Annotated in this window: 20 protein-coding genes; 8 read left to right on the forward strand and 12 right to left on the reverse strand. The window is 40.0% G+C overall.

Features of this window, described 5'->3' with window-relative positions; all coding sequences use genetic code 11:
- Positions 1-2: 2 nt before the first annotated feature.
- Entirely contained in the window at positions 3-3,206 is a 3,204-nt protein-coding gene (locus tag GFH32_RS08030; RefSeq protein ID WP_153510952.1) for a TIR domain-containing protein, read from the reverse strand.
- Between the two features lie 9 nt (positions 3,207-3,215).
- On the reverse strand, positions 3,216-3,332 hold the full coding sequence (locus tag GFH32_RS18370; RefSeq protein ID WP_228384241.1) for a toll/interleukin-1 receptor domain-containing protein: 117 nt from the start codon (positions 3,330-3,332) through the stop codon (positions 3,216-3,218).
- Positions 3,333-3,514: 182 nt separating this feature from the next.
- On the opposite strand from GFH32_RS18370, the gene GFH32_RS08035 reads away from it, so the two are divergent.
- Positions 3,515-7,366 (forward strand): TIM-barrel domain-containing protein, encoded by a 3,852-nt coding sequence (locus GFH32_RS08035; protein WP_153510954.1) that lies wholly within the window; start codon positions 3,515-3,517, stop codon positions 7,364-7,366.
- Positions 7,367-7,479: 113 nt separating this feature from the next.
- Here the strand turns inward: GFH32_RS08035 and GFH32_RS08040 are convergent, their stop codons facing one another.
- The 3 genes from GFH32_RS08040 to GFH32_RS08050 all read right to left on the reverse strand — a co-directional run bounded on the left by GFH32_RS08040 (position 7,480) and on the right by GFH32_RS08050 (position 10,161).
- The gene (locus tag GFH32_RS08040) at positions 7,480-8,061 is read right to left on the reverse strand and encodes a hypothetical protein (protein ID WP_153510956.1); all 582 of its coding nucleotides are present in this window, start codon (positions 8,059-8,061) and stop codon (positions 7,480-7,482) included.
- A gap of 164 nt (positions 8,062-8,225) precedes the next feature.
- On the reverse strand, positions 8,226-9,431 hold the full coding sequence (locus GFH32_RS08045; RefSeq protein ID WP_153510958.1) for an NAD(P)/FAD-dependent oxidoreductase: 1,206 nt from the start codon (positions 9,429-9,431) through the stop codon (positions 8,226-8,228).
- 139 nt (positions 9,432-9,570) lie between these two features.
- Positions 9,571-10,161 (reverse strand): YceI family protein, encoded by a 591-nt coding sequence (locus tag GFH32_RS08050; protein ID WP_317162876.1) that lies wholly within the window; start codon positions 10,159-10,161, stop codon positions 9,571-9,573.
- A 187-nt stretch (positions 10,162-10,348) separates the two neighbouring features.
- Here GFH32_RS08050 and GFH32_RS08055 point away from each other — a divergent pair, with 187 nt between their 5' ends.
- On the forward strand, positions 10,349-11,368 hold the full coding sequence (locus GFH32_RS08055) for a LacI family DNA-binding transcriptional regulator (protein ID WP_153510960.1): 1,020 nt from the start codon (positions 10,349-10,351) through the stop codon (positions 11,366-11,368).
- A 27-nt stretch (positions 11,369-11,395) separates the two neighbouring features.
- Here GFH32_RS08055 and GFH32_RS08060 read toward each other — a convergent pair whose 3' ends face one another.
- The 6 genes from GFH32_RS08060 to GFH32_RS08085 form a co-directional block, all read right to left on the reverse strand.
- Complete coding sequence (locus GFH32_RS08060; protein ID WP_153510962.1) at positions 11,396-11,737, reverse strand: hypothetical protein; 342 nt, start codon at positions 11,735-11,737, stop codon at positions 11,396-11,398.
- Positions 11,727-12,278: an RNA polymerase sigma factor gene (locus GFH32_RS08065; protein WP_153510964.1), complete on the reverse strand. Its 552-nt coding sequence runs from the start codon at positions 12,276-12,278 to the stop codon at positions 11,727-11,729. The genes GFH32_RS08060 and GFH32_RS08065 overlap by 11 nt, the downstream gene beginning before the upstream one ends.
- Complete coding sequence (locus GFH32_RS08070) at positions 12,271-12,609, reverse strand: hypothetical protein (RefSeq protein WP_153510966.1); 339 nt, start codon at positions 12,607-12,609, stop codon at positions 12,271-12,273. Before GFH32_RS08070 ends, GFH32_RS08065 begins: the two co-directional genes overlap by 8 nt.
- Before the next feature lie 90 nt (positions 12,610-12,699).
- On the reverse strand, positions 12,700-13,068 hold the full coding sequence (locus tag GFH32_RS08075; protein ID WP_153510968.1) for a DUF2200 domain-containing protein: 369 nt from the start codon (positions 13,066-13,068) through the stop codon (positions 12,700-12,702).
- A 177-nt stretch (positions 13,069-13,245) separates the two neighbouring features.
- Positions 13,246-14,373: a lipid II:glycine glycyltransferase FemX gene (locus GFH32_RS08080; RefSeq protein ID WP_153510969.1), complete on the reverse strand. Its 1,128-nt coding sequence runs from the start codon at positions 14,371-14,373 to the stop codon at positions 13,246-13,248.
- A gap of 150 nt (positions 14,374-14,523) precedes the next feature.
- On the reverse strand, positions 14,524-14,730 hold the full coding sequence (locus tag GFH32_RS08085) for a YwbE family protein (protein ID WP_153510971.1): 207 nt from the start codon (positions 14,728-14,730) through the stop codon (positions 14,524-14,526).
- 160 nt (positions 14,731-14,890) lie between these two features.
- Between GFH32_RS08085 and GFH32_RS08090 the strand changes: the two genes are divergently transcribed.
- From GFH32_RS08090 to GFH32_RS08115, 6 genes are all read left to right on the forward strand, one after another.
- Positions 14,891-15,421, forward strand: coding sequence for a thermonuclease family protein (locus GFH32_RS08090; protein ID WP_153510973.1), 531 nt, complete (start codon positions 14,891-14,893; stop codon positions 15,419-15,421).
- A gap of 102 nt (positions 15,422-15,523) precedes the next feature.
- Positions 15,524-16,006, forward strand: a complete 483-nt coding sequence (locus tag GFH32_RS08095; protein WP_153510974.1) for a GNAT family N-acetyltransferase — start codon at positions 15,524-15,526, stop codon at positions 16,004-16,006.
- A gap of 551 nt (positions 16,007-16,557) precedes the next feature.
- Positions 16,558-19,383 carry a TonB-dependent receptor gene (locus GFH32_RS08100; RefSeq protein WP_153510977.1) on the forward strand — a complete coding sequence of 942 codons (2,826 nt, stop codon included), beginning with the start codon at positions 16,558-16,560 and terminating at the stop codon, positions 19,381-19,383.
- 8 nt (positions 19,384-19,391) lie between these two features.
- The gene (locus GFH32_RS08105; protein ID WP_153510979.1) at positions 19,392-20,624 is read left to right on the forward strand and encodes a DUF4876 domain-containing protein; all 1,233 of its coding nucleotides are present in this window, start codon (positions 19,392-19,394) and stop codon (positions 20,622-20,624) included.
- 17 nt (positions 20,625-20,641) lie between these two features.
- Entirely contained in the window at positions 20,642-22,192 is a 1,551-nt protein-coding gene (locus GFH32_RS08110) for a DUF6850 family outer membrane beta-barrel protein (protein ID WP_153510981.1), read from the forward strand.
- A 55-nt stretch (positions 22,193-22,247) separates the two neighbouring features.
- Positions 22,248-22,868: a hypothetical protein gene (locus GFH32_RS08115; protein ID WP_153510984.1), complete on the forward strand. Its 621-nt coding sequence runs from the start codon at positions 22,248-22,250 to the stop codon at positions 22,866-22,868.
- A gap of 85 nt (positions 22,869-22,953) precedes the next feature.
- Here GFH32_RS08115 and GFH32_RS08120 read toward each other — a convergent pair whose 3' ends face one another.
- A complete protein-coding gene (locus tag GFH32_RS08120; RefSeq protein ID WP_153510986.1) occupies positions 22,954-25,179 on the reverse strand; it encodes a HEAT repeat domain-containing protein in 2,226 nt (741 codons plus the stop codon).
- Positions 25,180-25,314 lie beyond the last annotated feature (135 nt).

Below are 25,314 nucleotides of genomic sequence, written 5' to 3' on the forward strand. Positions count from 1 at the left end.
TGTTATTTAAGTTTTTGTGCTGTGCTTTTTAATAAGTTTTCGACTTCCTTCTTGAGCGGTACATCCTTGATCTTCGCTAATTGCAGTGTCGTTACCTCATACATGCGCTTACCAATGTATTTTGTCTCCGGCTTGGTAGCAAAATAATCCGCTAAAATTGATCTGGAAAGTGGATGCTGTGCGAAGTTCACCGCAAGATATTGCAGGTCTGCATCAGTCTTAATTGGGTAATGTTTTTTGATAAGTTCTACCACGCCTACGCTAGCGTTCGGCGATAGGCGACGAACATCAGGGTCTTGGAAATACCATGTGTTATAGTCTTTCTTATTGTCGTTATAAGCGAGGATAGCACCAGTTTCTTCATCGTATTTCTTTCCGTAGAACTTCTCTAAGTCGTCAGCAAGCTGATCGGCTGAAGTCGCTACATTGCCCGGTATTTCCCAAATACTGATAGACTTTCCATCCATCAAGCCTTCAACTGTCAGTATTTTATCTTCACTAGGCAGGATATGAATATAATTGAAAGTGGTATTGATAAATGGCATCGTTAACACATTCCCATTGTTAGCATCGATTAATTTTGCCGAGAAGCCAATACGTTCCGCATCATCTTGAACGAATATCGTTTGGTCATCCTTAGAAAACTGAAAGAATTTAGAGTACTTACTGATCATAATCGTTTGACCAAAGGATTTCTTACGATCTAAATTCCAAAGGCGCATATGATTAGCGTCTTCGGAAATTGCCAATACATTCCCTTGGTTATTGAACATTAAGAATGGAAATTCAATTGTCGGAATCTCCATGATGGTTTTGTAATCCTTCGTGTCCAATACCTTTGCTTTTCCGTTATTGCCAACGATTACGAGGGCTGTACCTTGCTTATTATAAGTCCCACTACTTAATAGGCCTTTCTCTTCTTTAATAACCTTCTTAGAGTTTATATCAATGATTTGCCAAGAATCCTTGCCAACGACAATCATTCGCTTTAAATCGGGACTTGCAGCAAATCCGCCGAGAGGCTCTTTCGTCTCATAGGTCACTAATTTCTTACCCGTCTTTAGGTCCCAAATACCAAAACCGTTTGTTCCTGTTCTCGCGAGCACCTGCGTTTGCTCCGTGTTGAATACATAGTTCTTCACTTGGCTTTCGAAAGCTTTCCCCATCTCTTTACCGGTGTTGGCATCAAAGGCATACGTAAATCCCTTCTTATCCTTTACTATGAAAATATTTGAAACTGGAAGGAAGTGGATAAAGCTTATCTGCTCTTGAATGGTAAAGTAGTTTTTCTTAAGCTCAGCAGTTTCAAGGTTCAGTAAGTCAACGTCTTTGCTTCCGCGATTGAGAATGTAAAAGTCTGCATCTTGCTTACCAGGTATTCCCGCGAGATAACTCGTGTCTGCATAGAATTGCGCCAATTTCAAGGGGCTATTCTTTACGTTTTTGATAAAACTCAATGGTTTTGTATAGACAATCTCCTGTGTCCAATCTGGCGAGTGATAGTCCATATCCATTGGATCCTGCGCAATCATTTTCGCGAAGTTTGTACTAAAAAATAGGTTCTCCGAGAGTGCGGTATATTTTATGCGCTTACCGTCGCCGTCGAACAGGTCGATTACCTGATCGTTTCCTGCTGCTATGTTCCCGTCATGATTAATGCCCGCAAAAGCATAATTTCCAGAAGGAGGTTTAATTTCAAATTGTTTTTTCAAGCTATAATCCACATAGTGAAGACCATCCTTATTGATGAATGCGAGTTGTTTTCCCGATTCGCTAAACATCGGACGTTTTATACCGCCTGTAAGAATCTTGGTGAAAACAGGTTTGGGTTCAACGCGATGAAGGTCATAAACACGTAATTCTGTTGATTGATCGGCTGACAGCGTTAATATCAAGGTCTGATCGACTTGATCAAAGTAGGCAGAAGATGTGGATGTGATCGGGGCTGTCGCTAGTTGCTTTTCCTGATTATTTTTAAAATCAATTAAGGTTAGTTGGCTTCCCTTTCGAAATAGAGCTGCATTTCCTGTCGGAGAAATTGCGAGCACATAGAGGAAAGTACTGTCTTGGTTTTTGTATACAGTTGTTGCCTTATCGTTTGCAATATCGTAGCGAATGATATCGGATTGATCGTTGGTGCTGTATATGCGGTTTTGTTGATCAAACAGGGGGCGCCGTGGTTGTCGAGTATGTATGCCATTGATCTGTTTAACTAATTTCCGACTTACAGCGTTCCATACTTGCAGAACATTTTTATCGGCACCAACATTTGCATAGGTCGCTATCCATGTTCCGTCAGGGGAAAAGCTTGCACTTCCTGGATTGCTGTTAGGCATAACAGTTAAATCGTCTTGAATCGCTAGCATAGAATGCGCAAACAACTTCGCGCTTTCATCACCTCGACGGGTCGCTTCGGCAATATAAGCAGCACCATCACCATATTCACTTTGCGTCAATTTATTGATGCCAGAAGCGTATAGTGAACGAGCAAGATTTCGCAATGCCGCATTCTTCTGATTCCAAGCAAATATTCCGGCAATGATCGCTAGAATCCCTAATATGGAAATAGCAATTGCAATACGTTGTATATTTTTATTCTTTTTCTTAATCTTCTCGAGCTGATAGGCTTGATCACGCTTGGTCAACTCGCCAAGGGGAACGCCTAGAATACCGGCTATGATTTTTAAGAGTGCTAAATCAAGGCGTTGTTTATATTCGTCAACTGCGGTCTTGATCTCCTGATGACTCTTCCCATCCGCTTGCAATTTATGTCGATAAGCTTCTGCTGAAGTAAAACCTTCTTCTGTACTATGCGGAATACGGACATCGGCGGCAAGTACTTCTTCAGGCTTATTCTTGTCTACATTTCCTTCAGAGTCTATATTTAATCGCAGTTCTTCTGGGAAACATTGCATGTCCGAGTTTTCGCCTTTGTATTCTGGTTCTCCAGATAGAATCAACGCTATTATTTGCTTTGATTTTCCCGACTTTTTAAAATAACGGATTTCATCACGTACGTAGGTTGAGTTGGCAGATCGAGGCGAGCTCAGGTATATTAGAAAGTCAGAACGGTCTAAAGCATCCGTTAGGGAGTTGTTTAAGTTTGAACTTGCAGAAAGCTCCTTCTCATCTTGGAATACGGGGTAAATCTGCCGCGGTATTTCTTGCCCTTTGGCATTCTTTGTGCCGATTAGGTCGGCAGGTATTTCATAGGTTTATAAAGCATGATGTAACCAATCGGCCCACTTTCTTCCCTCACCTTGGTTATTGCTATGACTGTAACTGATAAATGCTTTATAACGCTTAACAGAGTCTTTCGCTGGATTCTCCATACTAGGTTGTTTCGTTAGTTATGTGTGTGTGTTCGAAGAATCTATCGCAAAAACCAAACCTTTTTTCGCTAATCGATTTTTTTTATCAGAATAATAGGCAGTGATCTTACTTTTTTCTACCTTTAGGCACCTTTTTAAAACATACGATATAGCAGTTACGTAAAAGTAAAGTATCGTAAAATATGATTCACAAACAAAACAAGATGTTTTGGGCATTGGCAATATCACTTTGTCTTGCTCAATCATTTCATGCGCATGAAGGACTCGCGAGAGAATCTTCAAGCATGCAAGCTATGGATAGCTTAACGATTGTATCTGCTGAGCAGATAAATCCAACCAGTATTGATCTACTGCTTTCTAATCAAAAACGGATAAGTCTCGATTTCTATGGAGATAATATCTTTCGTGCATTTTATGATCCCAATGGGGGAATTCTTCGAGATCCGCAGGCAAGACCTGAGGCGCAAATCCTTGTGGATAATCCGCGTCGTGCGTTGAAGGAATTAGCATTAAGTGAGAAAGATGGGCAGATTGTAATACAGACTGCCAGCATTCGTGTTGATTTTTCTAAAGCAAATACTCAATTTGAAATTACCGACTTAAAAACAGGAAAGAAGGTTCTGAAAAGTCTTTCTGCTATCCAATTTGAGGAAAAGAAGTTTCAAATTGATCTGTTGGAAGGGGAGGATGAATACTTCTTCGGTGGAGGTGTACAAAATGGTCGTTTCACTCATAAAGGAAAGGCAATTCTGATAGAGAATACCAACTCCTGGACAGATGGCGGTGTGGCATCCCCAACACCTTTCTACTGGTCTGATAAAGGGTATGGCGTCATGTTCTATACCTTCAAGAAAGGTCGTTATGACTTTGGAGCCAAGGAGAAAGGAAAGGTTAGCTTATCCCATGAATCCGACTATTTCGATGCTTTCTTTATGGTTGATGAAGATGCAGTATCCTTGTTGAATGACTTCTATCAATTAACAGGTAATCCTGTATTGATTCCTAAGTTTGGTTTCTACCAAGGGCATTTGAATGCCTATAATCGCGATTACTGGAAGGAAGATACGAATGGAATTCTATTTGAAGACGGTAAACGGTATAAAGAGAGTCAGAAAGATAAAACAGGTATCCGCGAATCATTAAATGGTGAATTGAATAACTACCAATTCTCTGCTCGCGCAGTTATTGATCGATATAAAGCTCACGACATGCCATTAGGTTGGCTATTACCGAATGATGGATATGGGGCGGGTTATGGACAAACGAGTACAATAGACGGTAATATCGCTAATCTACGAAGCTTAGGTGATTACGCTCGTGAGCGCGGTGTGGAAATAGGATTATGGACACAGTCAGACTTACATCCAAAAGAAGGCGTTGATGCATTATTGCAGCGCGATATTGTAAAAGAAGTTCGAGATGCGGGGGTTCGAGTACTTAAAACAGATGTTGCATGGGTAGGCGCCGGATATTCTTTCGGGTTAAATGGCGTTGCTGATGTAGGTCAAATAATGCCTTATTACGGCAGCAATGCACGTCCGTTTATTATTTCATTGGATGGATGGGCAGGTACGCAACGCTATGCGGGTATATGGTCAGGCGATCAAACAGGAGGTATGTGGGAATATATCCGATTTCATATCCCTACTTATATAGGTTCGGGATTATCTGGACAACCAAATATTAGTTCCGATGTGGATGGTATTTTCGGAGGAAAGAACAACGTTGTGAATACACGCGATTTCCAATGGAAGACATTTACGCCGATGCAACTTAATATGGATGGGTGGGGTAGTAATGAGAAATATCCGCATGCTTTGGGTGAACCAATTACCTCCATTAATAGACATTACTTAAAATGGAAATCGGAGCTCATGCCTTATGCCTATAGTATTGCCAAAGAAGCGGTTGATGGGAAACCGATGATTCGTGCCATGTTTCTAGAGCAATCCAATCCCTATACCTTAAGCACAGCTACTCAATATCAGTTCCTTTATGGTCCTTCCATCTTAGTAGCGCCAATTTATCAGGCTACTGCGATTGATACTGTTGGGAATGATATCCGGAATCATATTTATCTACCAGAAGGCACATGGCTTGATTATTTTACGGGAGAATCTTACGCTGGAAATCAAGTCATCAATAATTTTAAGGCACCATTATGGAAACTTCCAGTATTCATTAAGCGCGGTGCTATCTTACCGATCGCTAATGCAAATAATCATATAGGAGAGATCGATAAGCAATTGCGTATTGTTGAATTCTATCCTTATGCCGAAAGCTCATTTAAGTTATATGATGACGATGGCAAAACGGAGGCCTATCGTTTAGGTGAAGGGGTAGAGACAATGATTCATTCCAATGCGGATCAATCAGGCAATGTGGTACTTCGTTTCGAGGAGGCTAAGGGAAGCTTCAAAGGATTTAATCCAGAGCAAGCAACCGAGTTTCGTGTAAATGTGACTGAGCGTCCTAAGAAACTGGAGTTGAAAGCGGGGAAGCGCAAGATTAAATTGCAGGAAGTGAAATCGAAGGACGAGTTGAAGAACGCAACAAATGCTTACTACTATGAAGAGCGCCCTAATTTAAATCAATTTGCTACAAAAGGATCGGCATTTGCTGCGGTTGAGATGTTTAAAAATCCCGTGTTGATCGTAAAAACAGAAGCATTAGACATAACGAAAGAGGCCTTGACGTTGAGCATGAAAGGATATGTGTACAATCCTAATAATAGCTATGCATCACATACCGGTCAATTAAACAGTCCTAGCAATGTGCAGGTGAAAGATGCCAATGCGAAAGCTTATACTTTACGTCCAACTTGGGATGCGGTCAACAATGCGGACTATTATGAGATTGATTTTCAAGATATGCACTACAGCCTAATCCAGGACACCACTTTATTGTTTGAGGGTTTAAAAGCAGAATCTGATTATGAATTTAAGATTCGCGCAGCTAATAAAGACGGCTTCTCCGATTGGCAGCAATTTTCCGCAAAGACCAAAGCAAATCCATTGTTATATGCGATTAAGGGTATTGTTGCGTCGACTTCGGTTCCAAATCAAGGAGGCGAAGGTATCGATAAGCTATTTGACTATGATGAGGGAAATATGTGGCATACCGCATGGGGAAATAAGGCAGTTCCATTTGAAATTGTTATGGATCTAAAATCCTTTAATCAATTGGATAAGTTTCAATATCTTCCACGTTCAGGACGAGGTAATGGTGTGATCTTAACTGGTAAGGTAAGCTATAGCAGTGATCAAGCACATTGGGATCCTGCAGGTGACTTTACTTGGGCCAATACCGACGAATTGAAAGTTTTCAATTTTGATAAGCGTCCAAATGCACGTTATATCAAGATTGAGGTAAGCAAGGCTGTCGGCGACTTCGGATCAGGGCGAGAGCTTTACGTATTCAAGGTGCCTGGTACAGAAAGTTATATCCCAGGCGATATAAACAATGACCGTTTGATTAACAGAAATGACTATACCTCATATGTCAACTATACTGGTTTACGTCAGGGTGATGCCGACTTCGAAGGCTATGTAAGCAATGGAGATGGCAATAAGAATGGCTTAATTGACGCTTACGATATCTCTGTTGTTGCAACACAAATCGATGGCAAGGCGAAGCCTAAGAAAGAGGAACATTTAAAAGGTCAGGTATCGATTTCAACAGCTAAGACTAATTACTCAGCAGTTGAGACGGTAGAAATCCTTGTTAAAGGAACTGATCTAAATGGGGTCAATGCGCTGAGCTTTGCACTTCCATATGCGGTTCAAGATTTTGAATATGTAGGAATAGAGAATCTAGCATTAAAACAAATGGATAATCTTACGAACGATAGATTGCATACCAATGGACAGAAAGCACTTTACCCAACATTTGTTAGTGTGGGCGATAAGGAGACTGTGAATGGAAGCAAGGAGTTGTTTATTATCAAATTGAAAGCGAAGCGCAATTTGAAGTTCAGTTTGAAAGCTATCGATGGAATTATTGTCGACAAGAATTTAAAGAGTCTAAGTTTTTAAAAGGCAATTCGTATAATCTTCACCTGTTCGGAAGGATAGATCAATTGAATTGGGAAGGCAGAGAAGATTGTTAAAGAAAGGCGAGTCATATTATATGACACGCCTTTCTTGCTTTAAAAACTATATCCGAAACTCACATAAGGCCAATAGGGAATAAAGTTTCCTTCAGCAATTAGTGGCGCAAAACCTGCCCGGAAAAGGAATCCTCCATCTACCGGTTGTTTTCTATAGCCAAATATTAAGTTTCCCGTTACCGTTTTTGCTTTATCCGACCCAATAAAAAAGATTTCACCTTCATCGTCAACTGTACCTGAAATAAAAGTCGCACCCGCACCCAACTCAAAGTAGTGACCATTCTTTCCTAAGAGATAATTTAACGATACAGGCAATGTAAAAAGGCTATTGCCGTCAATCGCGTAGTAACTAACCCCAACGCGTCCACCTAGTCCGTCTTGTCTATTTTGGAAACGCGTATCATAATTAAAAGAATAAGTTAGCCCAGTTCCAAATAGTTCAAAGTAGACACCCTGTGCTCTTTTGTTTTCAGACTGTTCTTGGCGAAAAGTCGTATAACTATAATCCGCTTGGATTGCCGACGTACTTGCACTGGAAGAGCTGGATGAAAATGCTGTTTGTGCCGCTAGGGAACTCGCACATAGCATCAAAGTTAAAAATGGTAGTAGTTTTCTTTTCATATTTTCTTAGTTGGAATAATTATTATAGCTAAGAAACGTATTAATGAAAGAAAACGCAACAGTGTTACAATAAAATAAATAGAAAGTGGTATAATTTGCCTGTCGCTATACTTTCAGTAAAGCATAACGGACACCGCAAGATCTATCTAAGGGCATAAAACCCTTTATCGACCAAATCTAAAAGCATTGCTTAAAGGATGTTTCTTTCCTTTAATCCAGTCCGAAACCATTTCCATGCCCGTTACCGAAAAGGTGATCCCATTGCCGCCAAATCCCAATACAAAGTAGGAATTTTTAAAATCCTGATGCTCCCCGATATAAGGCAATGCATCTTTTGTTTCTCCGAAAGTACCTGCCCATCGGAAGTCCAGACGAAATTCTATCTCTGGAAATAGTGATTCAAATTTCGCTTTGATTTTTTTGCTTTTTATTTTTAGTAGGCGATCTCTCTTTTCAGGATTTTGGAAATCCTCATCCTCGCCACCGATTAGAAAACGGAAGTCATCCGATGTACGCATATAAAGATAAGGGGAGGAGGTATTCCACATCAATATATCTTTATATTTCCGCCAAAGTTTTTTATCAACTTCAGAAATTATCGCATAAGTACTTAGTAAATTGACAAACTTCTCCTTAATCATGCTGGCACTTTCATAGCCAACGCAATACACAATTTTCTTTGCCTTAATTTTCGCCTGCGTATTCAATGTACAAAGGTTAAAGCCTTTCTTATATTCGACCTCGACGAGTTCCGTTTTATCATAGATTTGCAGACCTTTATGATGATTTAGCGCAAGCAGTTCATGTGCTAAAGTAAAGGCATCGACGCTGGCTCCTTGTTTGGAGAGAATCCCTCCAAAGTTTTTATGAATACCGTAGTCTTTTAGTATCTGCTCACTTTCTAACCATTCGACTTCAAAACCAGCTTCCGCACGGGCTTCAAATTCTTGAAACAACCAAGGCACATCCTTTTTGGCAGAAGCAAAATAAAGCGAGTTTTTACGTCGAAAACCTGCCTTCGACTTGATCGAATCGCAGAGTTCAGCCAATCGGTCGATTGCATCAGAGCAGGCCTTATAGCTCGCGATTGCAGTCTTTTCACCTAGCATTTCTTTCAACTGATAAAGAGGCGCATCGATCTCATATTGCAACATGGAAGTCGTTGCCGAGGTGCTGCCATTACAAACCTCTCTTTTGTCAATCAGAATTGTTTTCAATCCATCCTGGATGCATTGATGCGCGACTAGCGAGCCGGTGATTCCTGATCCAACAATTAGCACGTCACATTCCGCATCCTGATGTAATGAGGGATAACTATTTAAAATACCATTCTTTATTAACCAAAAAGGCTCGTTAGATTTTAAATCCATATTGCTTACGTTCGTTAGTGAATAAGTGATCTATGACGGAATCACCATATCGTAAAACAGTAAACAGTTGGATTTGTTTAGGAGGGGAAATAAAAAAAAGCCACCTCGAAAGGTGGCCGATTATTAATTGTTGTAATACTTATGCTAAGATAAATTGTAGATCCGCTTGGAATTTCACTTCATCACTTACCATTACACCGCCAGTTTCTAGCGCAGCATTCCAAGATAAGCCAAAATCTGTACGGTTAATTTTACCAGTTACAGTATAACCAGCTTTTTGATTTCCCCATGGATCTTTGCCGATACCACCAAATTCCGCTTTGAATGATACTGGTTTCGTTACGTCTATAACTGTTAAATCGCCAGTAACTTTATATTCTTCGTCATCAACTTTAGTGATTCCTGTCGATACAAACTTAATTTCTGGATAAGTAGCTGCATCGAAGAAGTCGCCACTTTTTAAGTGTTGATCTCTTTGCTCGTTCTTTGTATTGATTGATTCTGTTTTAATAAGAACAGTTACTTGTGCGTTCTCAATCGTTTCTGAATCATTTTCTACAGTAACAGCGAAGTCTTGAAAACTTCCTTTAACTGTAGAAATCATCATATGTTTTACTTTAAATTCAATCTCACTGTGTGCAGTGTCTAATGTCCATTGTGCCATATTCTTTTCTTTAGTTTTTCTTAATATTTGTACAACAAAAATCGCGAGCTTTTGTGTGCTGTGCATTGATGTATGTTAAGAAATGAAATTTTCTTCAATTATTTTCATTTGTAGCATATAAATAGGGCTTTTTATTTTTAATCGCCACATCACAGCACATGCCACGCTAGGCATATTATGAATAAATTTACTTATTTTGTGTTCAAGCGATGAAAACCGAATTTATTTTGCCGATCAATTCATTTAAGCGACCATGAGAATAACCCTAAAAGATATAGCCAAAGAATTAAATCTTTCTGCTTCGACTGTTTCGAAAGCCCTTTCTGATAGTTATGAAATCAGTGCCGAGACGAAGAAATTAGTGAAGGAATATGCTGCTAAGCATAATTTTCGTCCGAATAAAATTGCTCAAAATCTAAAAACAGGCAGATCAAATACCATTGGTGTAGTCATGTGTAGTATCAGTAATAATTTTGTTGCGCAACTTTTAGATGGAATTCAAACAGCATCGGAAGCGGGACATTACGATATTATCATTATGCAAAGCCGGAATTTAGAGAGTTTAGAAAAACAAGCTATCGAGGTATTACGTATGCGGGGTATCGATGGGCTGCTATTGGTTCCGATGGCATCGAACTCTAGCGAAAAGGAGCTTAAGGAATTGCAGGCTGCTGGAATTCCAGTGGTTATAGTGGATCGTACATTTCATAGCTTAGATACGCATAAGGTTGGTGCAAATAATTTTTACGGTGCATATCAAGCCACAAAGCATCTATTGGAGCGCGGAAAGAAGAATATCTACCACTTAACAGTGAAGGGTCTTGGTGTCAGCGAAGAACGTCTAAAGGGCTATAATGCGGCGCTCGAGGAAGCTGGTATTCCGGTTAATCCTGCACAAGTTATTGCTATAGATCAATCTACTGGGCGCAGTGTCGAAGAGTTAATTAAAGAGGCAATACATCCGCTTCTAGCATCTGCAACACGTCCAGATGCGCTTTTCTGTGCTACCGACGAGATTACTTCCCGAACATTGGGGATATTAGCCGACTTAGCGGTTGTTGTTCCGCAAGAGATTGCGGTGATCGGCTTTTCGAATACGCCCAACGCGAATGCACTTAATCCAGCGCTTTCTGCCGTTGTGCAACCCGCACGCTTGATGGGGGAGATTGGAGTACTTAAATTAAATGAACTTATGAAATCCAAGAATAAGGAAGTTGAATTTGAAACGATCGCCCTCGCTACCGAGTTAGTAATTCGTAAATCTTCTTTATAAGTAGATCATGTGGCTTGCTGGTGAAGACTATTTTAGCTTCTGCAATTGCCTAAGCTTCCAAAGTCTATCGCTAAATAAGATAATAAGCACCACATAAAACAGTAGGCTGGCCAGTTGCACATTACTCTTCAGTGAAGCGCTTAAATCAGAGCCGGCAACAAATTCAGCCAGCAAATAGTTTGTCGCCATACCGAACAGTGTTCCAATACTGAAAAAAATCATCGCATACTTCCGCGATGCTTGCATTCGCAATTTCTGTGCTTCTGCTTGTTCAACCTTTCGCATCACTTGATCATCAAAATCCTCAAAAGGAACTTTGACCATAGCGGATTTCATCCAGTCTTTTATTTGATTTTCATTAGGTTCCATATTGAAAATTTTCTGTTAATCTTTTCATGACTATACTTAAGCTCTTACGGGCACGGTGGAGGATAACTTTACTATTGTTCTCGGTCCATCCTGTAATTTCTGTAATCTCTTTCACACTGAGTTCTTCCAAATAGAAAAGCCTCAGAATTAAGCTTTCATTGGAAGGTATTTTCATTAGCGCATCGTTGATGATTTCGCTTTGTTCCTTCCGCACTAAACTCTGTAAAATTGCTTCTTGCTGTGGGAGATCATGTTTGGAAAGATCAAATTCAGCGTCAACAATTTTGTTTTTTGCCCGATACTTATACGCTGTGCGGACGAGGATTTTGTAGAACCAAGTGCTAAACTTAGCTTCCTTTTTAAAGTTTGACAGGGATAAATAGGCTTGCACAAAAGCCTCTTGCACAACTTCTTCGGCAAAAAGCTCATTCTTAAGCATAGATATAGCAATGGAGAATGCCATGTCCTTGTAGGTACTTATAAAGTACCGAAAAGCATGGCGATCACCGGATAATACTTTATCTATATAGATATTATCCATCTATCTCTTCTTCATTCGTGTTGACACGATCTGCAATAAACAGAGCACATCCTACACAAAATGTAATTGTTCCGATAATAAAGAATCCTTCACTTTGATTGTCTTGAATGAGATTTAAGTTCTGCAAAAATCCGACAAGGAGTAAACCGATGGAAAAACCAAGGGCAATAATCCCAGTTCTTTTCCATGAAAATCTTGACTTTGGCGTTCGAGGAATGGGACCCCCTAATGTTTTTATTGCATCGTAACGGAAGCGATTTACAAAATAAACGCTCAACGTAATGCAAGCAAACAAGGCTACTGGAACTAATATTCCGACTAATTCTTTCATATTCTATCTGGTTTTATCATTAGTGCATCTTGCTCTTCGAAAGGTTACAGAAAAAATGAAAATAATTGCATTGCAACAATTCAATAAGAATTAAGCGGGTTTTCTGAGGATCTTTTCCATCTTTCTACCCTTAGCAATTTCGTCGATTAATTTATCTAAATAACGCGCCTTTTGCGTCAATGGATTCTCGATCTCCTCCACGCGATAGCCACAGATAACACCCGTAATTAAATTTGCATTGGGATTAAGATTAGCCTGATTAAAGAACTCTTCAAAAGTGATGCGTTGCTCAACAAGCTCTTGTATTTTCTTTTCGTCAAAACCAGTAAGCCAGGTAATCACTTCATCAAGCTCTGCCTTCGTTCTACCTTTGGACTCTACTTTCTGAATATACATGGGATATACAGAGCCAAAGATCATTTTTGCAATTCGCTCATTATGTTTATCTGTTGTTTTCATAGGTGTAAAATCATTTTAATGCAAGTTAGTAAATAGAATCCTTAAGTTTCTAACGGCCGAAAACCTTCCTGCTAAAGTATATGGAATTGAAGGTATGTAACTGTAAGATATAGTCCCTAGCGGAGGAATATAGGGTAAAGTAAAAAGACACCTTCCGGGAGGTGTCTTTTATAGATTTTAGCTTAAGTGATAGCTTTGATTCTTAAATTCCATTGATGCATAAATTGCATACTTTTCTTGATCGAGTGGATAGTCCCAACATCCCATACGATGGTAAATTTGGCCTCCAAATCCCGATTTGAAGCGATAGAGTCCATACATAGGATGGGCAGGATCAGCTTGCGGCGAAATGCCAAAGAAGTCATATTCTGTACAGCCTTTTTCTTTTGCAATCTGCATTGCTTTCCATTGCAAGGCGTAGGTCGCCATATAGTTTCTATTTTCTGTTGCTGAAGCGCCATATAGATAGGTTCCCCGCGTACCAGTGACCACTAAGAACATCGCAGCTAAAGGCTTGTCGTTAACCTCCGCAATAAGTAAATATACATCGGCTGGCGATTGTGTGTCGTTAGCACGTGCCGTTAGGACGATCCGAAAATAATTAATATCATGCAGAAAGAAGTTATTGCGCTGAGCAGTCTGCCTATAGAGCTCATACCAAATATCAAGACTATCGAGGTCGAGGGACCGAATCTTAACGTCTTTTCTGCCCGCTAAGTTGATATTATAGCGTGTCTTCGGCTTCATATTCGCTAATAAGGTATCCGTATCTTTCTTCAAATCCATCATAATGGTGTTGGAAGGGAGGATGTCGGTATTTGCCTTTCGAAGATTCCAATGATTAGTGCTATAGTTGAGTCTAATTTCTTGTAAACGCTTGTCTGGAGCCCCTAGCCAATTGCCGTGTAAGTCATAACAATCGTCTTCATTGGCCCATAAGGATTGCCATGACAAGTCATAGCGAATCATGATGCATTGTTTTGGAAGGTAAGTTCGAAGGGCTTCAGAAAGCTGTTCCAAAAAGTAACCCTGCATATCTTCTACAGGTTCAACTTCCGGTCCATAAGGAACGTAAGCGATGCAATGCTCTGCATCCAACTTCTGAATAACAATCAACAGGTCACCGATTAAGAAAGATTCTGTATCGGGCGTTTGATTTGGCAAATCTGCCTTGTCAATCTTAAAGTTAAACGCCGCTGTTTCGACGCCTTGAAGTAATTTAACTTTTGACCAGTAAGCGGTCTGCTGAATAATGGAAGTTCGGTAAATATCCTTAATTTCCTTCTCCTTCAAATCTGCAATCATGATAATAAAACTTAGATCCTAGCCGATTCAAATTCTAGCGAATAGGCCAAAAATGGCAAACATAGCCATTAAAAAGGAGAAAGGCGGTTTTATTTGTCAGGACTTTGTTAAAAAGCTATTCTTAAGATGTTTACACTGTAAAAGTGCCAATTAAAAGTCGTCTTCGACAATTTCTGCGACACGACCGACAGAACCGTCTGTCAGTCGAACTTTGATACCTCGACTATGATAAGGCGAAGAGGTAAGAATATCTTTTACTTCACCTTCGGTCAGATTCCCACTGCGTTGATCTTTTTTCAGAATAATATTAACGATCATGCCGGGCTTTATATTCGCTCTAGTATTTCCTTCGCTCATCTCTTTGTTTTTTACAAAAATAAGGGATGTGTTAGATATTCGCGAACCGAAATGATGACAATCGCTAAAATATAGGGTCACAAATCATTTTCTAATCTTATAAAAAGCCTTACTTTTGGCAGCCTCAACCAATTTGGGTGATGAAAATATATTTTTTGTGATGCGTACTTTTTTAATTAGCCTTCTTCTTTTCTGTTCTTTATGTGCTTGTGAATCTATTCAGGGATTTCAGCAGTATGTTCAAGTCGCTTCTGATTTTCCTCAGCAGCAAGAGGAGCTAGGCGAGTTTGTTCGTGTTGCGAGTTATATAGATGGTGACACCTTCTGGGCAATTCGTGCTGACAGTACGCGCATGAAGATCCGATTAATCGGAATTGACGCTCCTGAAACCAAGACCGTGTTTAACAAGAAGAAGCATCCTTACGGTGCTGTGTCTAAAGCTTATTTAACTGAAGTGTTGAGTAAGAGTCCAAGTGTTTCACTAAAATTTGATGTTGACTCTCTCGATCGCTATGGAAGAACACTAGCCTATGTCTTTTTGGAAGATGGCACTTTCTTAAATGAACTTATGCTCCGTAAAGGTCACGCGATGACGATGACAATCCCTCCAAATGTAAAGCATCAGGAGCTTTTACTGGCCGCACAACGAGAGGCAAGAGAAAACGGACGTGGGCTCTGGAAGGAGAATTAGTATTTCTTTCGGTCGAAAAGAGAGGCAATTGACAACTTAAGTTCTATTATTAGCGTTTTTATTTTATGGAATTCTTTCCGTAATTTAATCTTATCTCTAGCTATGTTTATCAATTTACAGACCGAAAGATTAGATATTCGTCCATTAGATATGTACGACTCCGCCTTTATCCTCAAGTTGCTAAATACAGAGGGCTGGATCCAATTTATTGGGGATAAGGAAGTTCATGAGCTCGAAGATGCCTTAGCTTATATCCACTGGATCTTGAAAAAGGACAATTTCTATTACCATGTTGTCCGTAATAAAGCTGATTTCGAACCTATTGGCGTCGTGACTCTGCTCTACCGAGATACCTATCAACATCCCGACGTTGGATTCGCTTTTCTTCCCGAACAAAACGGTAAAGGATATGCCTATGAAGCCGTTTCAACCTATTTAGAGGCTCTCCGCAATGCTACTCCCCATATCCAATTGCTGGCATTAGTGATGCCTTCCAACCATCGATCCATACGTCTTATCGAGAAACTAGGATTTAGATTTCAAGAAGAAGATGTAGAGGAGGGACTGATGGAGTATAGATTTTAAACTTTAGATTTTAGACCTTAGATATAAGACGTTAGATGTATGTGTATTGAATTTATCCTTTGGATTTATTTGTAAATTCTAGGATCTGTATGCTTCGTGGATATTCGGTTTTGGCTTGCTATATTTTGCGTAGATACTAGGGGCATTCTTCGGAGCTCAACCCTTGGGTGCTTATCAATTCTCAATTCACCTATGTTTTATGCTATTAGCGTTGGTAAACCCCTAACTGTTTCGGAAATAAACGCAAAGCTGTCATTCGTTGAAAGGAGATATACAAAATACACAATAGGGCGCCCTTTCGCTCTATTTCGATCAGCTATTTAAGTATAAGCAATTTAACGCTAGTCGATCTGATTTTAATACGATTTAAAGGGATCGATCTACGTGTTTGGTCTTAAGTTTTGGATCTAATGTCTATTATTCCCATATAATTTGATCTTTTTTTGTTTAGAAAGATTCTAAACAGGTATATTTGCACCTGAAACAGTGAGAGCTTCTATTTATCTACCATCTCTCACCTCTATTATTAATTTATACTCGCATTATTGCAGATGAAATTTAATACCATTACGTTCGGAATCATCGGGACTTGCTTAAGCATATTCTTATACCATCCACTTTCCGCACAGGAGAAACGAGCAACACTAACAGGGACTGCTTATGAAACGGTGAACGGCAGACTTGTTCCTTTACGACAAGCGACACTCAGCATTCAAAATATGGGCATTAGTTTATCGACTGATGGTTCTGGGAAATTTGAATTTAAGGATCTTCCGACCGGAAAGATCGCTTTACACGGACAATTTGTTGGGAAGGTATCGCTAGATACGGCTATAAATCTAATTGATAATCAGCAGATTCAATTGGTTTTTCGAGACAACTCGTTTAGGTTGGATGAGGTTGGCGTTACTGCGGAGGCCTCTTCAAAAAATGCGGCAACGAGTTCCGTTATCGGCCGGGCAGCGATTGAGCATTTGCAGGCGAATAGCTTAGCGGATGTGATGAGCTTAATGCCCGGAGCGCGGGCGTCGAATCCGGATTTAACGAATTCAAAACAAATCAACATTCGTCAAATTGTTGGCGCGAGCTCTGATAATTTCAATGCCTTCGGTACATCAATTATTGTCAATGGGGCACCGACTTCGAACAACGCGAATATGCAAGTCATGAATCCTGTAGGCGTAGGATTAAATTCCTCGATGTCAGGGGGCGCTTCTGCCGCTGGTGGAATTGATGTACGTAATATTCCTATTCAAAATATCGAGTCCGTTGAGGTTATTCGCGGTATTCCTTCCGTTGAATATGGCGATGTTGCTTCGGGTGCTGTGATTGTTAACCAAAAGGCGGGAAAGCAACCTTTAACCATTGAAGCGAGAACGAATCCCAATTTGTATTCTTTTATGGCAAATCAAGGGATTCAATTAGCAGAATCAAAAGGCGCTTTAAATTTAGGTGCTGATTATAGTTATAATGTCACTAAGCCTGAAGAAGGCAATGTTTTTTATCAACGAGCGACATTTAATACGTTATATAGCCGAGGATTATTGAATAATCGTCTTTCTACAAATACCGCATTAGCGTTTAATTTTGGTAAATCGACGCGTAAGCAGAACCCTGACGACGAACGTACATTTCTTGAAACATCCGGTAAGGAAGTTGGCTTTAACCTGAATACCAATGGTACACTGTCTTTTACTGACAAATGGTTGAAAAATATACGTTACACGTTAAGTGGTAATTATCAGCATAAGGATTCGTATTTAAAGTCACAATATACGAATGCGACAGCGCCATATTCCATGACCTATACTGACGGAGCTGTATTATCGAACAGGCCTGGGCAAGCGATTTACGATGCAGATGGAAATCAAATAACAAATATCCCTGCTGGCGAGGAAAGCTTATATGCGGTTTATTTACCTGCTACCTATGTTGGTGAGTATGGTATTGATGGACGTGAGTTTTCGGGCTTTGCAAAAGCGATGGCGTCGTTCTTTAATAAGGTCGGGAATACACAACATAAATGGGTTATTGGTGCTGATTTTAAGTACGATAAGAATTTTGGGGATGGAAAGCAATTTGTCGACTCACTACCCCCGATTAGGAACTCGCAGGTTCCTAATTCGACAACTAGAAAGCGTACATTCCGCGAGGTTCCCGGACTTCAACAATTCGGTTTGTTTGCGCAAGAGAATTTTACTGCCCATTTTGGCGCGCACGATCTGAATATTGAAGCAGGTATTCGTTATGACTTATTTAGTGGCGGCCATTCGGCCTTATCACCACGTATTAATGCAAATTTCGAATTGATACCGAATGTGTTAACTCTTCGTGGGGGCTACGGATTATTAGCAAAGGCGCCGAGCTTAACCTATTTACATCCTGAGCGCGCGTACTTTGAGTATGTAAACATCAATGAATTGGCGTCCACAATTCCCGCGGATCAGCAATTGTTTATCACTACGACGCGCGTCTTCGACACTGAAAATAGTGATTTGAAGATTGCGAAAAATAAGAAATCGGAGCTGGGTTTTGATTTGCAACTTGGCAAATCGCAGTTACGTGTAACTGGTTTTCAAGAGCAATTAATCGATGGATACAGTTACAGCTATTTGCCTAATTCTTTTCAAAGCGTCGATTATATAGAATACAAGCGAGCGAATGCGAACGCTGATTTGGTAGGAACACACAATCCGATCTTATCGAAATATTTCATGCCGAACAATACCAACCGCTTAGAAAAGAAAGGGGTGGAGATGGAGCTTCACTTAAAGCGTATTGACGCGATTCGGACCCAGTTTAGCATAAATGGTATGTATTTATGGCGTAAAGCGTTCTCATCGAATTATACCTACTATGACAGTGAGAGTGGTTTAGGGGCAACCAACAGAACACATGTTGGACTTTATGCTCCGGACATGGAGGTGAACTATCATAAAGCAGCAAGTACGTCGATTCGTGCGACTCACAATATTCCGTCGATTGGACTTGCTATTACTTTAACGGCAGAGACTATTTGGAACGATACGAATTGGAAGGTTTATGGAAATGACTCGATTCCATTAAGTTACATTAGTAAATACGACGGACAAGTTTATGATTTCGACCCGAGTAAGAAGGATGAAGCCGAATTTAAAAACATTGTTCGTAAAGTCAGTCGTCCGGAAGAGTTGAAAGAAAGCTTACCTGCTTTCATGAATTTCAATATTAATATTACCAAGGAAATTCGGGATATTATGCGTGTTTCGTTCTTCGCGAACAATATGTTTAGGTCTTATCCTAACCATCGTTCAGATCGTGTGAAATCAGAATATATCAGTCGAAATTCCAATAATCCATACTTCTTTGGATTAAATCTCGCTCTTATTATTAAATAATGTCTATAATGAAAATTAAATATACTTTATTCGGCCTTGTCGCAGCGGCAAGTATTAGTAGTGCTTGCAGCCGCATTGACAATGGTCTAGATACGGACGACATTGCTTACATGAGTTTAAATGTTACAGCAAATCCTGCTTCCGCAGGTATTCAAACCACAGAAGGTCTTAAGATAGTATTGGAAAACTTTTCGGAGGGTTATCGCATCGAGCATACGATGACTGAAGGCGTTAATCGAATTGAAAAATTAATTCCCGGTACATATTCGATAAATATTACAGGTAATGTCGAGCAGGATGGGAAGACTTATTATTTGAACGGTAGTAAGGTGAACTATCTAGTCGTTAAAGATAGTGAATCGATTAGCATAGATGTTAATGGTGCGTCTGTAGGACCATTAGCTTTTAGTGAGTTGTTTTATGCTGGTACGGAGCCATTTTACTTTAGAAATCAGTTTTATGAAATCATCAATAACTCGGATGAAACGGTTTACTTAGATGGTCTTCATTTTGCGAATTTGGTTCCAGGTGCTGCGACAACGAATCTTCCGGTATGGCCTGAAGAAGATGCGGGTCAATATGTTTACGCGGAGCGTATTTGGAAAATTCCAGGAAGTGGAAGGGAGTATCCTTTAGCGCCTGGAGAATCTTTTAGTATTGCACAGTTTGCTGCGAATCATAAATTGGCGCAGTATAATCCTAAATCGCCAATCGATTGTTCGACGTCGGAATTTGAATTTAATATGAACAATGCGAACTTCCCGGATCAACCAGCGGCTGATATGCAGCATGTTTTTTATAATGGTTTAGCGGGAAAGGGAAGCTTGCCGCAATACTTGACTTCCGTTATGGGGGGTGCATACGTAATTTTCAGGATCCCGGAAGGTAAAGCTTACGATCCTGTAGGCAATAAAGCCTTGCAGACGCGTAATCTAGCGACAACGTCGGCAACACTTTACGCGAAGATACCGTTGGATTTTGTGATGGATGCTGTTGAATGTGGACAAAATGAGAATATGATTACCGCCAAGCGTGTTGCCTCCGTTTTAGATGCCGGGATGACCTATGTTGGCGCGAGTTATAACTCCAAAGGGGTACGTCGTAAAACCTCAGGAAAGAACGCGGCGGGATTGCCTATTCTGCAAGATACAAACAACAGTACAGAAGATTTTGAACGTTTGGTTACTCCACAATTTCGCTTTTTTGGGGAAGGAATTCCAAGTTGGTCCAGTGCAAAATAATTAAGCTTAGCTATCCGATGAAAAAAATATATCAAGTACTTACCCTTTCAGCCTGTTTCGCTTGGACAGTACCAGCATCAGCGCAGGAAGGAACGCAATCTATTATTGAGCAAGAGCAAGAGATCGAATACTTACAGTGGGAGCATAGTCATAATGCTGCCGGCTTAACCTTAGATCAGCCAAAGCAACATTCTAGTGTGGCTGGAGGCTACTCGAAAACAACTGGCAATTTCCGTCGTCCACAAACAGGGGAAACATTGAGCGATTTAAATCTATATACACGTGGTAATCTTTATTTAAAGAACTCCTATGTACAGGGATATTTTAAATATTCTAGAAATAGAATTGAAGATGCGGAATATAATACTTCGCTAATTGACCCATTCCGTGGGATGCCTTATGCCTATGCCGATACGAATTCGTCAGATTGGTTGAATCAGCATTATGCAATAGGTTTTAAGGCTTCCAGTGCCACGCTCGGGGAGAAATGGCACATTGGTGTGTCGGGAAATTACAAGGCATCCTCTGGGGCTAAACAACGTGATATTAGAACCGTTAATAAATACTATCAGCTCGATTTACAACCTAGTGTTATATATTCTATTGATGAGCAAAATCACTTGGGTGCAAATTTCTTTTATAAGAATTATAAAGAAGAATCGAATAACAGTAATGCGATAGACTATGAATCGCAGCCATATTATGCTTTGTTAGGTTTAGGGAATTCGATTAATTACCTAGGATCAGGACGTACTACGAATTACCTTGGCGATGCCCTAGGCGGTGGTTTACAATATCAGTATCAGGGTCCAGTTAAGGTTTTATTGCAAGCGAATTATACCGTACTGGCTGAAGATGCAGAGATATCGTTTACCAATGCACGGCCTGGAGGTTCTATTTTGAAAAAGGAGTGGGATGGAAGTCTACAGTTGCAAAAAGGAAGTGACTTGTATTTACACGGTTTTCGTGCGGACTTTTTGACTTCGAAGAGCAAAGGAATTGAATATATAAATGAGTTTGTCAGTGGGATAGATAGTGAAGGCTACTACACCCGCTTCCAGAGTGTTCGCTCCACTTACGAGCGAAAGGCTTTTTCTGGAAAATATGAATTACTACGCAAATCAGGCGATGCCTACAATTGGAAAGCTTCGGCGCGTGTGGGTTATTCTAAAATGGACGATCGGTACTTAATTCCGGCTTCGCGTATGTTTGCTGAGAATCTTCTTTATGGTCTAGAAGCCCATAAATTGTTTAATTTATCAACAGCTTTAAAGTCTCAGCTATCAATCGGTTTGAAAGTGAATTTAAATAAGAATCTATCTGGAGCTTACGATTACAGCGGTTCGGATGCTGAAACTATAACAGTCACTGATTTGGAGACTCGCAATTATCAGTATTACAAAGCCGACTATCAACAATTTGAAGTTCCAATTTACTATGCACAGCAATTGCGAGCAAGTTCGAACGTGCAGCTGTTTGTAAAAGGCAATCTCGGAATTTTAAAGACCGATTCTTACACATTTAAAGATCGCAAATCATTTAATTTTAGTGTTGGAGCGACATTTTAACAGAAATAAGGCTTTATATTTGTAGTATTAGCAAAGGATTATAAAAGAATAGAAGATGAAAAAATTAATGAGTTTTGTCATGCTGCTTGCAGCGATGGCGCTAAATGCCCAAGCCCAACAGACGAAAGAGGTAAAGCCTAGAGCAGTTTTACCTGCAGAGGTTCAAATAAAGATTGCTACACAGGCGGCACCTGCGGAATTCCGAGATGCTGCAAAAGTATTAGGTTACAGCCCTGAGGGTAAATTTGTGACCCTACGCGAGGGTTCAAACGGTTTTATTTGCTTGGCACCGGATTATCGGATGTCGGTTTATTATGCCTACTGTTACCCAGAGAGCTTAGAGCCGTTTATGGCTAGAGGTCGTGAATTGACAGCGGACGGAAAGCGCAAACAACGTGATGAAATTCGTGAGGCAGAATTTAAGGCTGGTAAGTTATCGATTCCACAGACACCAAGTATGCTTTATGGATACTGGGGAGATGCGGATAAGTTAAATGCAGAAACTGGTGAGATTGCAGAAGCAAAACGTCGTTATGTAATTTATGTTCCTTTCGCTAAAGCGGCTGATTACGGTATGGCAAATAAGGGAAATAATATAGGTATGCCTTGGTTGATGGATGAAGGAACTTATAAAGCGCATATTATGATTACGCCTCCTTTAGATCATAAACACTAAAGATAAAGAATTAGAAAAGCCGGTCACTAATAGCATAGTGACCGGCTTTTTTATGCCTATAAAAGGCTATCTTTTGTATGTCCAATTAGATCTTGTGCGATGCTGCATGGATTCTGTTTTTTGTCTTCAAGGCTTCATTCTTTACTGCGGCAGGCGCATCGGAAGCGATAATACTTTCGCAACCTTCCACAATTGCTTCTCGCTGGTAAGAAAGGGTAAACCATCCTAAAGCTTCTAATGCATTTGTTCTTACGTTCTCTGAATTTTTATTGTCTTTGGCTAAATCAATAACCGCAGGTACTACACGGTGATGTCTATATAGTCGTAAGGACTTGATTTCACTTAGTTTTTCCTTTTCAGAAAGCTCTGGATTTTGCAGTGCTTTTAATAGTTCCTCGGATTTTGATTTATAGTAATCCAAGTCTTTGTCGAGTTTGTTTGCTAATTCTTCACGACCTGCAATCGCCGGATTGTTACGAATTAATTCATTAACATGTTGCTTCGCTAGATCAGGGTTCATAAACTGAAGAGCCCAACGAGCACGATAAGCGATACGCTCAGAATGCGGGTCATTGATATAGAACTCAATTAAATCTTTTGAGAAATCATCGGATCCATAGTCTGTCAAGTCATAAATTGCACGACGACGGATGTATTCATATGAGTCACCTTTGGCGGCATGTAATACTTCCTGGTACTCTTTATTTTCAAATCGACGTAATAACTGAAATGCTTGCATGCGTGTAGGCTCAAAAGCGGAGTTGAAATAGTATTCCTTTAAAAGTGGGGAAACCTCTTTTTCGGGAAGAATATTAGTCAGTTTGTTCAGCGCTAAGGATTGTAAATCGGCGTCATTTTCTTGGAGTACTTTTTTCCAATAGCTCGCCGACTTGTTTAATGTTGCCGCCTCATTCAATTCTTTTGCTTTCGAAGACGCATAGTGGAATGTTGGGTCTCCATGAATATGCGTTTCTAAATAAGCGATATGTTTTAGCCAATTTCCAATACGGTATCCGTTTGTTAATAAGCCCATCATTTCGGTCGGCCATAAATCTTGAAGTACACCTACAGAATTAGCAATGGCTGCAATATTCTCATTATTGGAGAAAGGGTAGTATCCAGCAATGTAATTATCGAGTTGGAAAGAACCGGTTAAACAACTGTTTAGATAAACGACTTTAGATTTGATACCGGCGTCTTTCAGGTCGTCCATTTGTACATCTAGATTGATGTTATAGATGGAGTCTGCTTCGATGGATTTTGGATCGAAAGCATCAGCAAACCACTTGTCTGATACGCCTAACGAAGTTTTAAATCCGTCGATTGTTTTTTGTACGTCTCGGCCATCTTCTTTTGCATTTCTAACTTTTGAGCGTAGGTATCGTCCGACATTCTCCATAGAAGGCTGTGGACTGGATACGTAAGGGTAACCGTTTAACAGTTGTAGCGTTGCAGTTCCGTGTCCAGTCATATATGCGAAATCAATATCGTTTCGCTTTAGTTCCGACAATAGATTGAACTTCATGAAATCAGCGTTTCTGAAGTTTAAGAACTTCACAGATCCTCCTGGTTTGAAGAGCTGCGGCATCTGTGCTTTTAAGGCCAATGCTTCCCCTGTGATTGAGTTTACAGCATTGGAGTTGTAGCCATGCCCGTAAGATGCAATCATATCATCTAATGGGTATTCTTTGCCACGTAGAGCTACTAAGCGTTTTAAGTAGTCTTTAATTTTTTGAATTTTATCTTCACCTGCAGCAACCGGAGGCTTAATCCTTGCAGAATAGATATCCATTTCTAGATATTGTGGTGATTCTGCTTTAAGGGAGTAGTAATGCAATAACTTTCTAGACGCCGCTGTATCTTGTTTTAAATAATCAAATTGCAAGTCGAAGTCATCGTAGAAACGGTCAGAGGGTACTGATGATTTATCCCAACGTATATTTTGATTGATCTTCAAGGCCGAGGTCATAAACTGCGCATCGCGAAGCATCGGGATAGGGATATCTCCAATCAATACGGTTCCTTCTAAAGGAGACTTTTTATTTTGATATAAGTCTTTTAGAATTTCACGAATCTTATCAGGTGATTCCCAGTTTGCATAAATAATATAGGTGCCAAGTCCATCCTTTTCTACAAGTTTCTTATATGCAGCAATTTCATCTTTTGCGGCATCGTATGTTTTCCTATCTACAACAATAGCGAAGCTTGTTTTTGACGAGATGTTTGGTTTTTCAATTTCTTGTCCTGTTGCCGCTAAAGCAGAGATCGCTAAGGCAAAGGTTAAGGTAGATTTAATTTTTTTTAAGAACATTGCTAATCATTTCGTTTACACCTTACAAAAATGCAATAAAAAGCTGGTGAAATGATAATTTATATGTAAAAATAGGCGATGAGATGAGTTTTTAAGACTCGGTTATCTGAATCAGAAATTAAGAGAATTGCGCAT

The organism is Sphingobacteruim zhuxiongii (assembly GCF_009557615.1).
Classification (GTDB): domain Bacteria; phylum Bacteroidota; class Bacteroidia; order Sphingobacteriales; family Sphingobacteriaceae; genus Sphingobacterium; species Sphingobacterium zhuxiongii.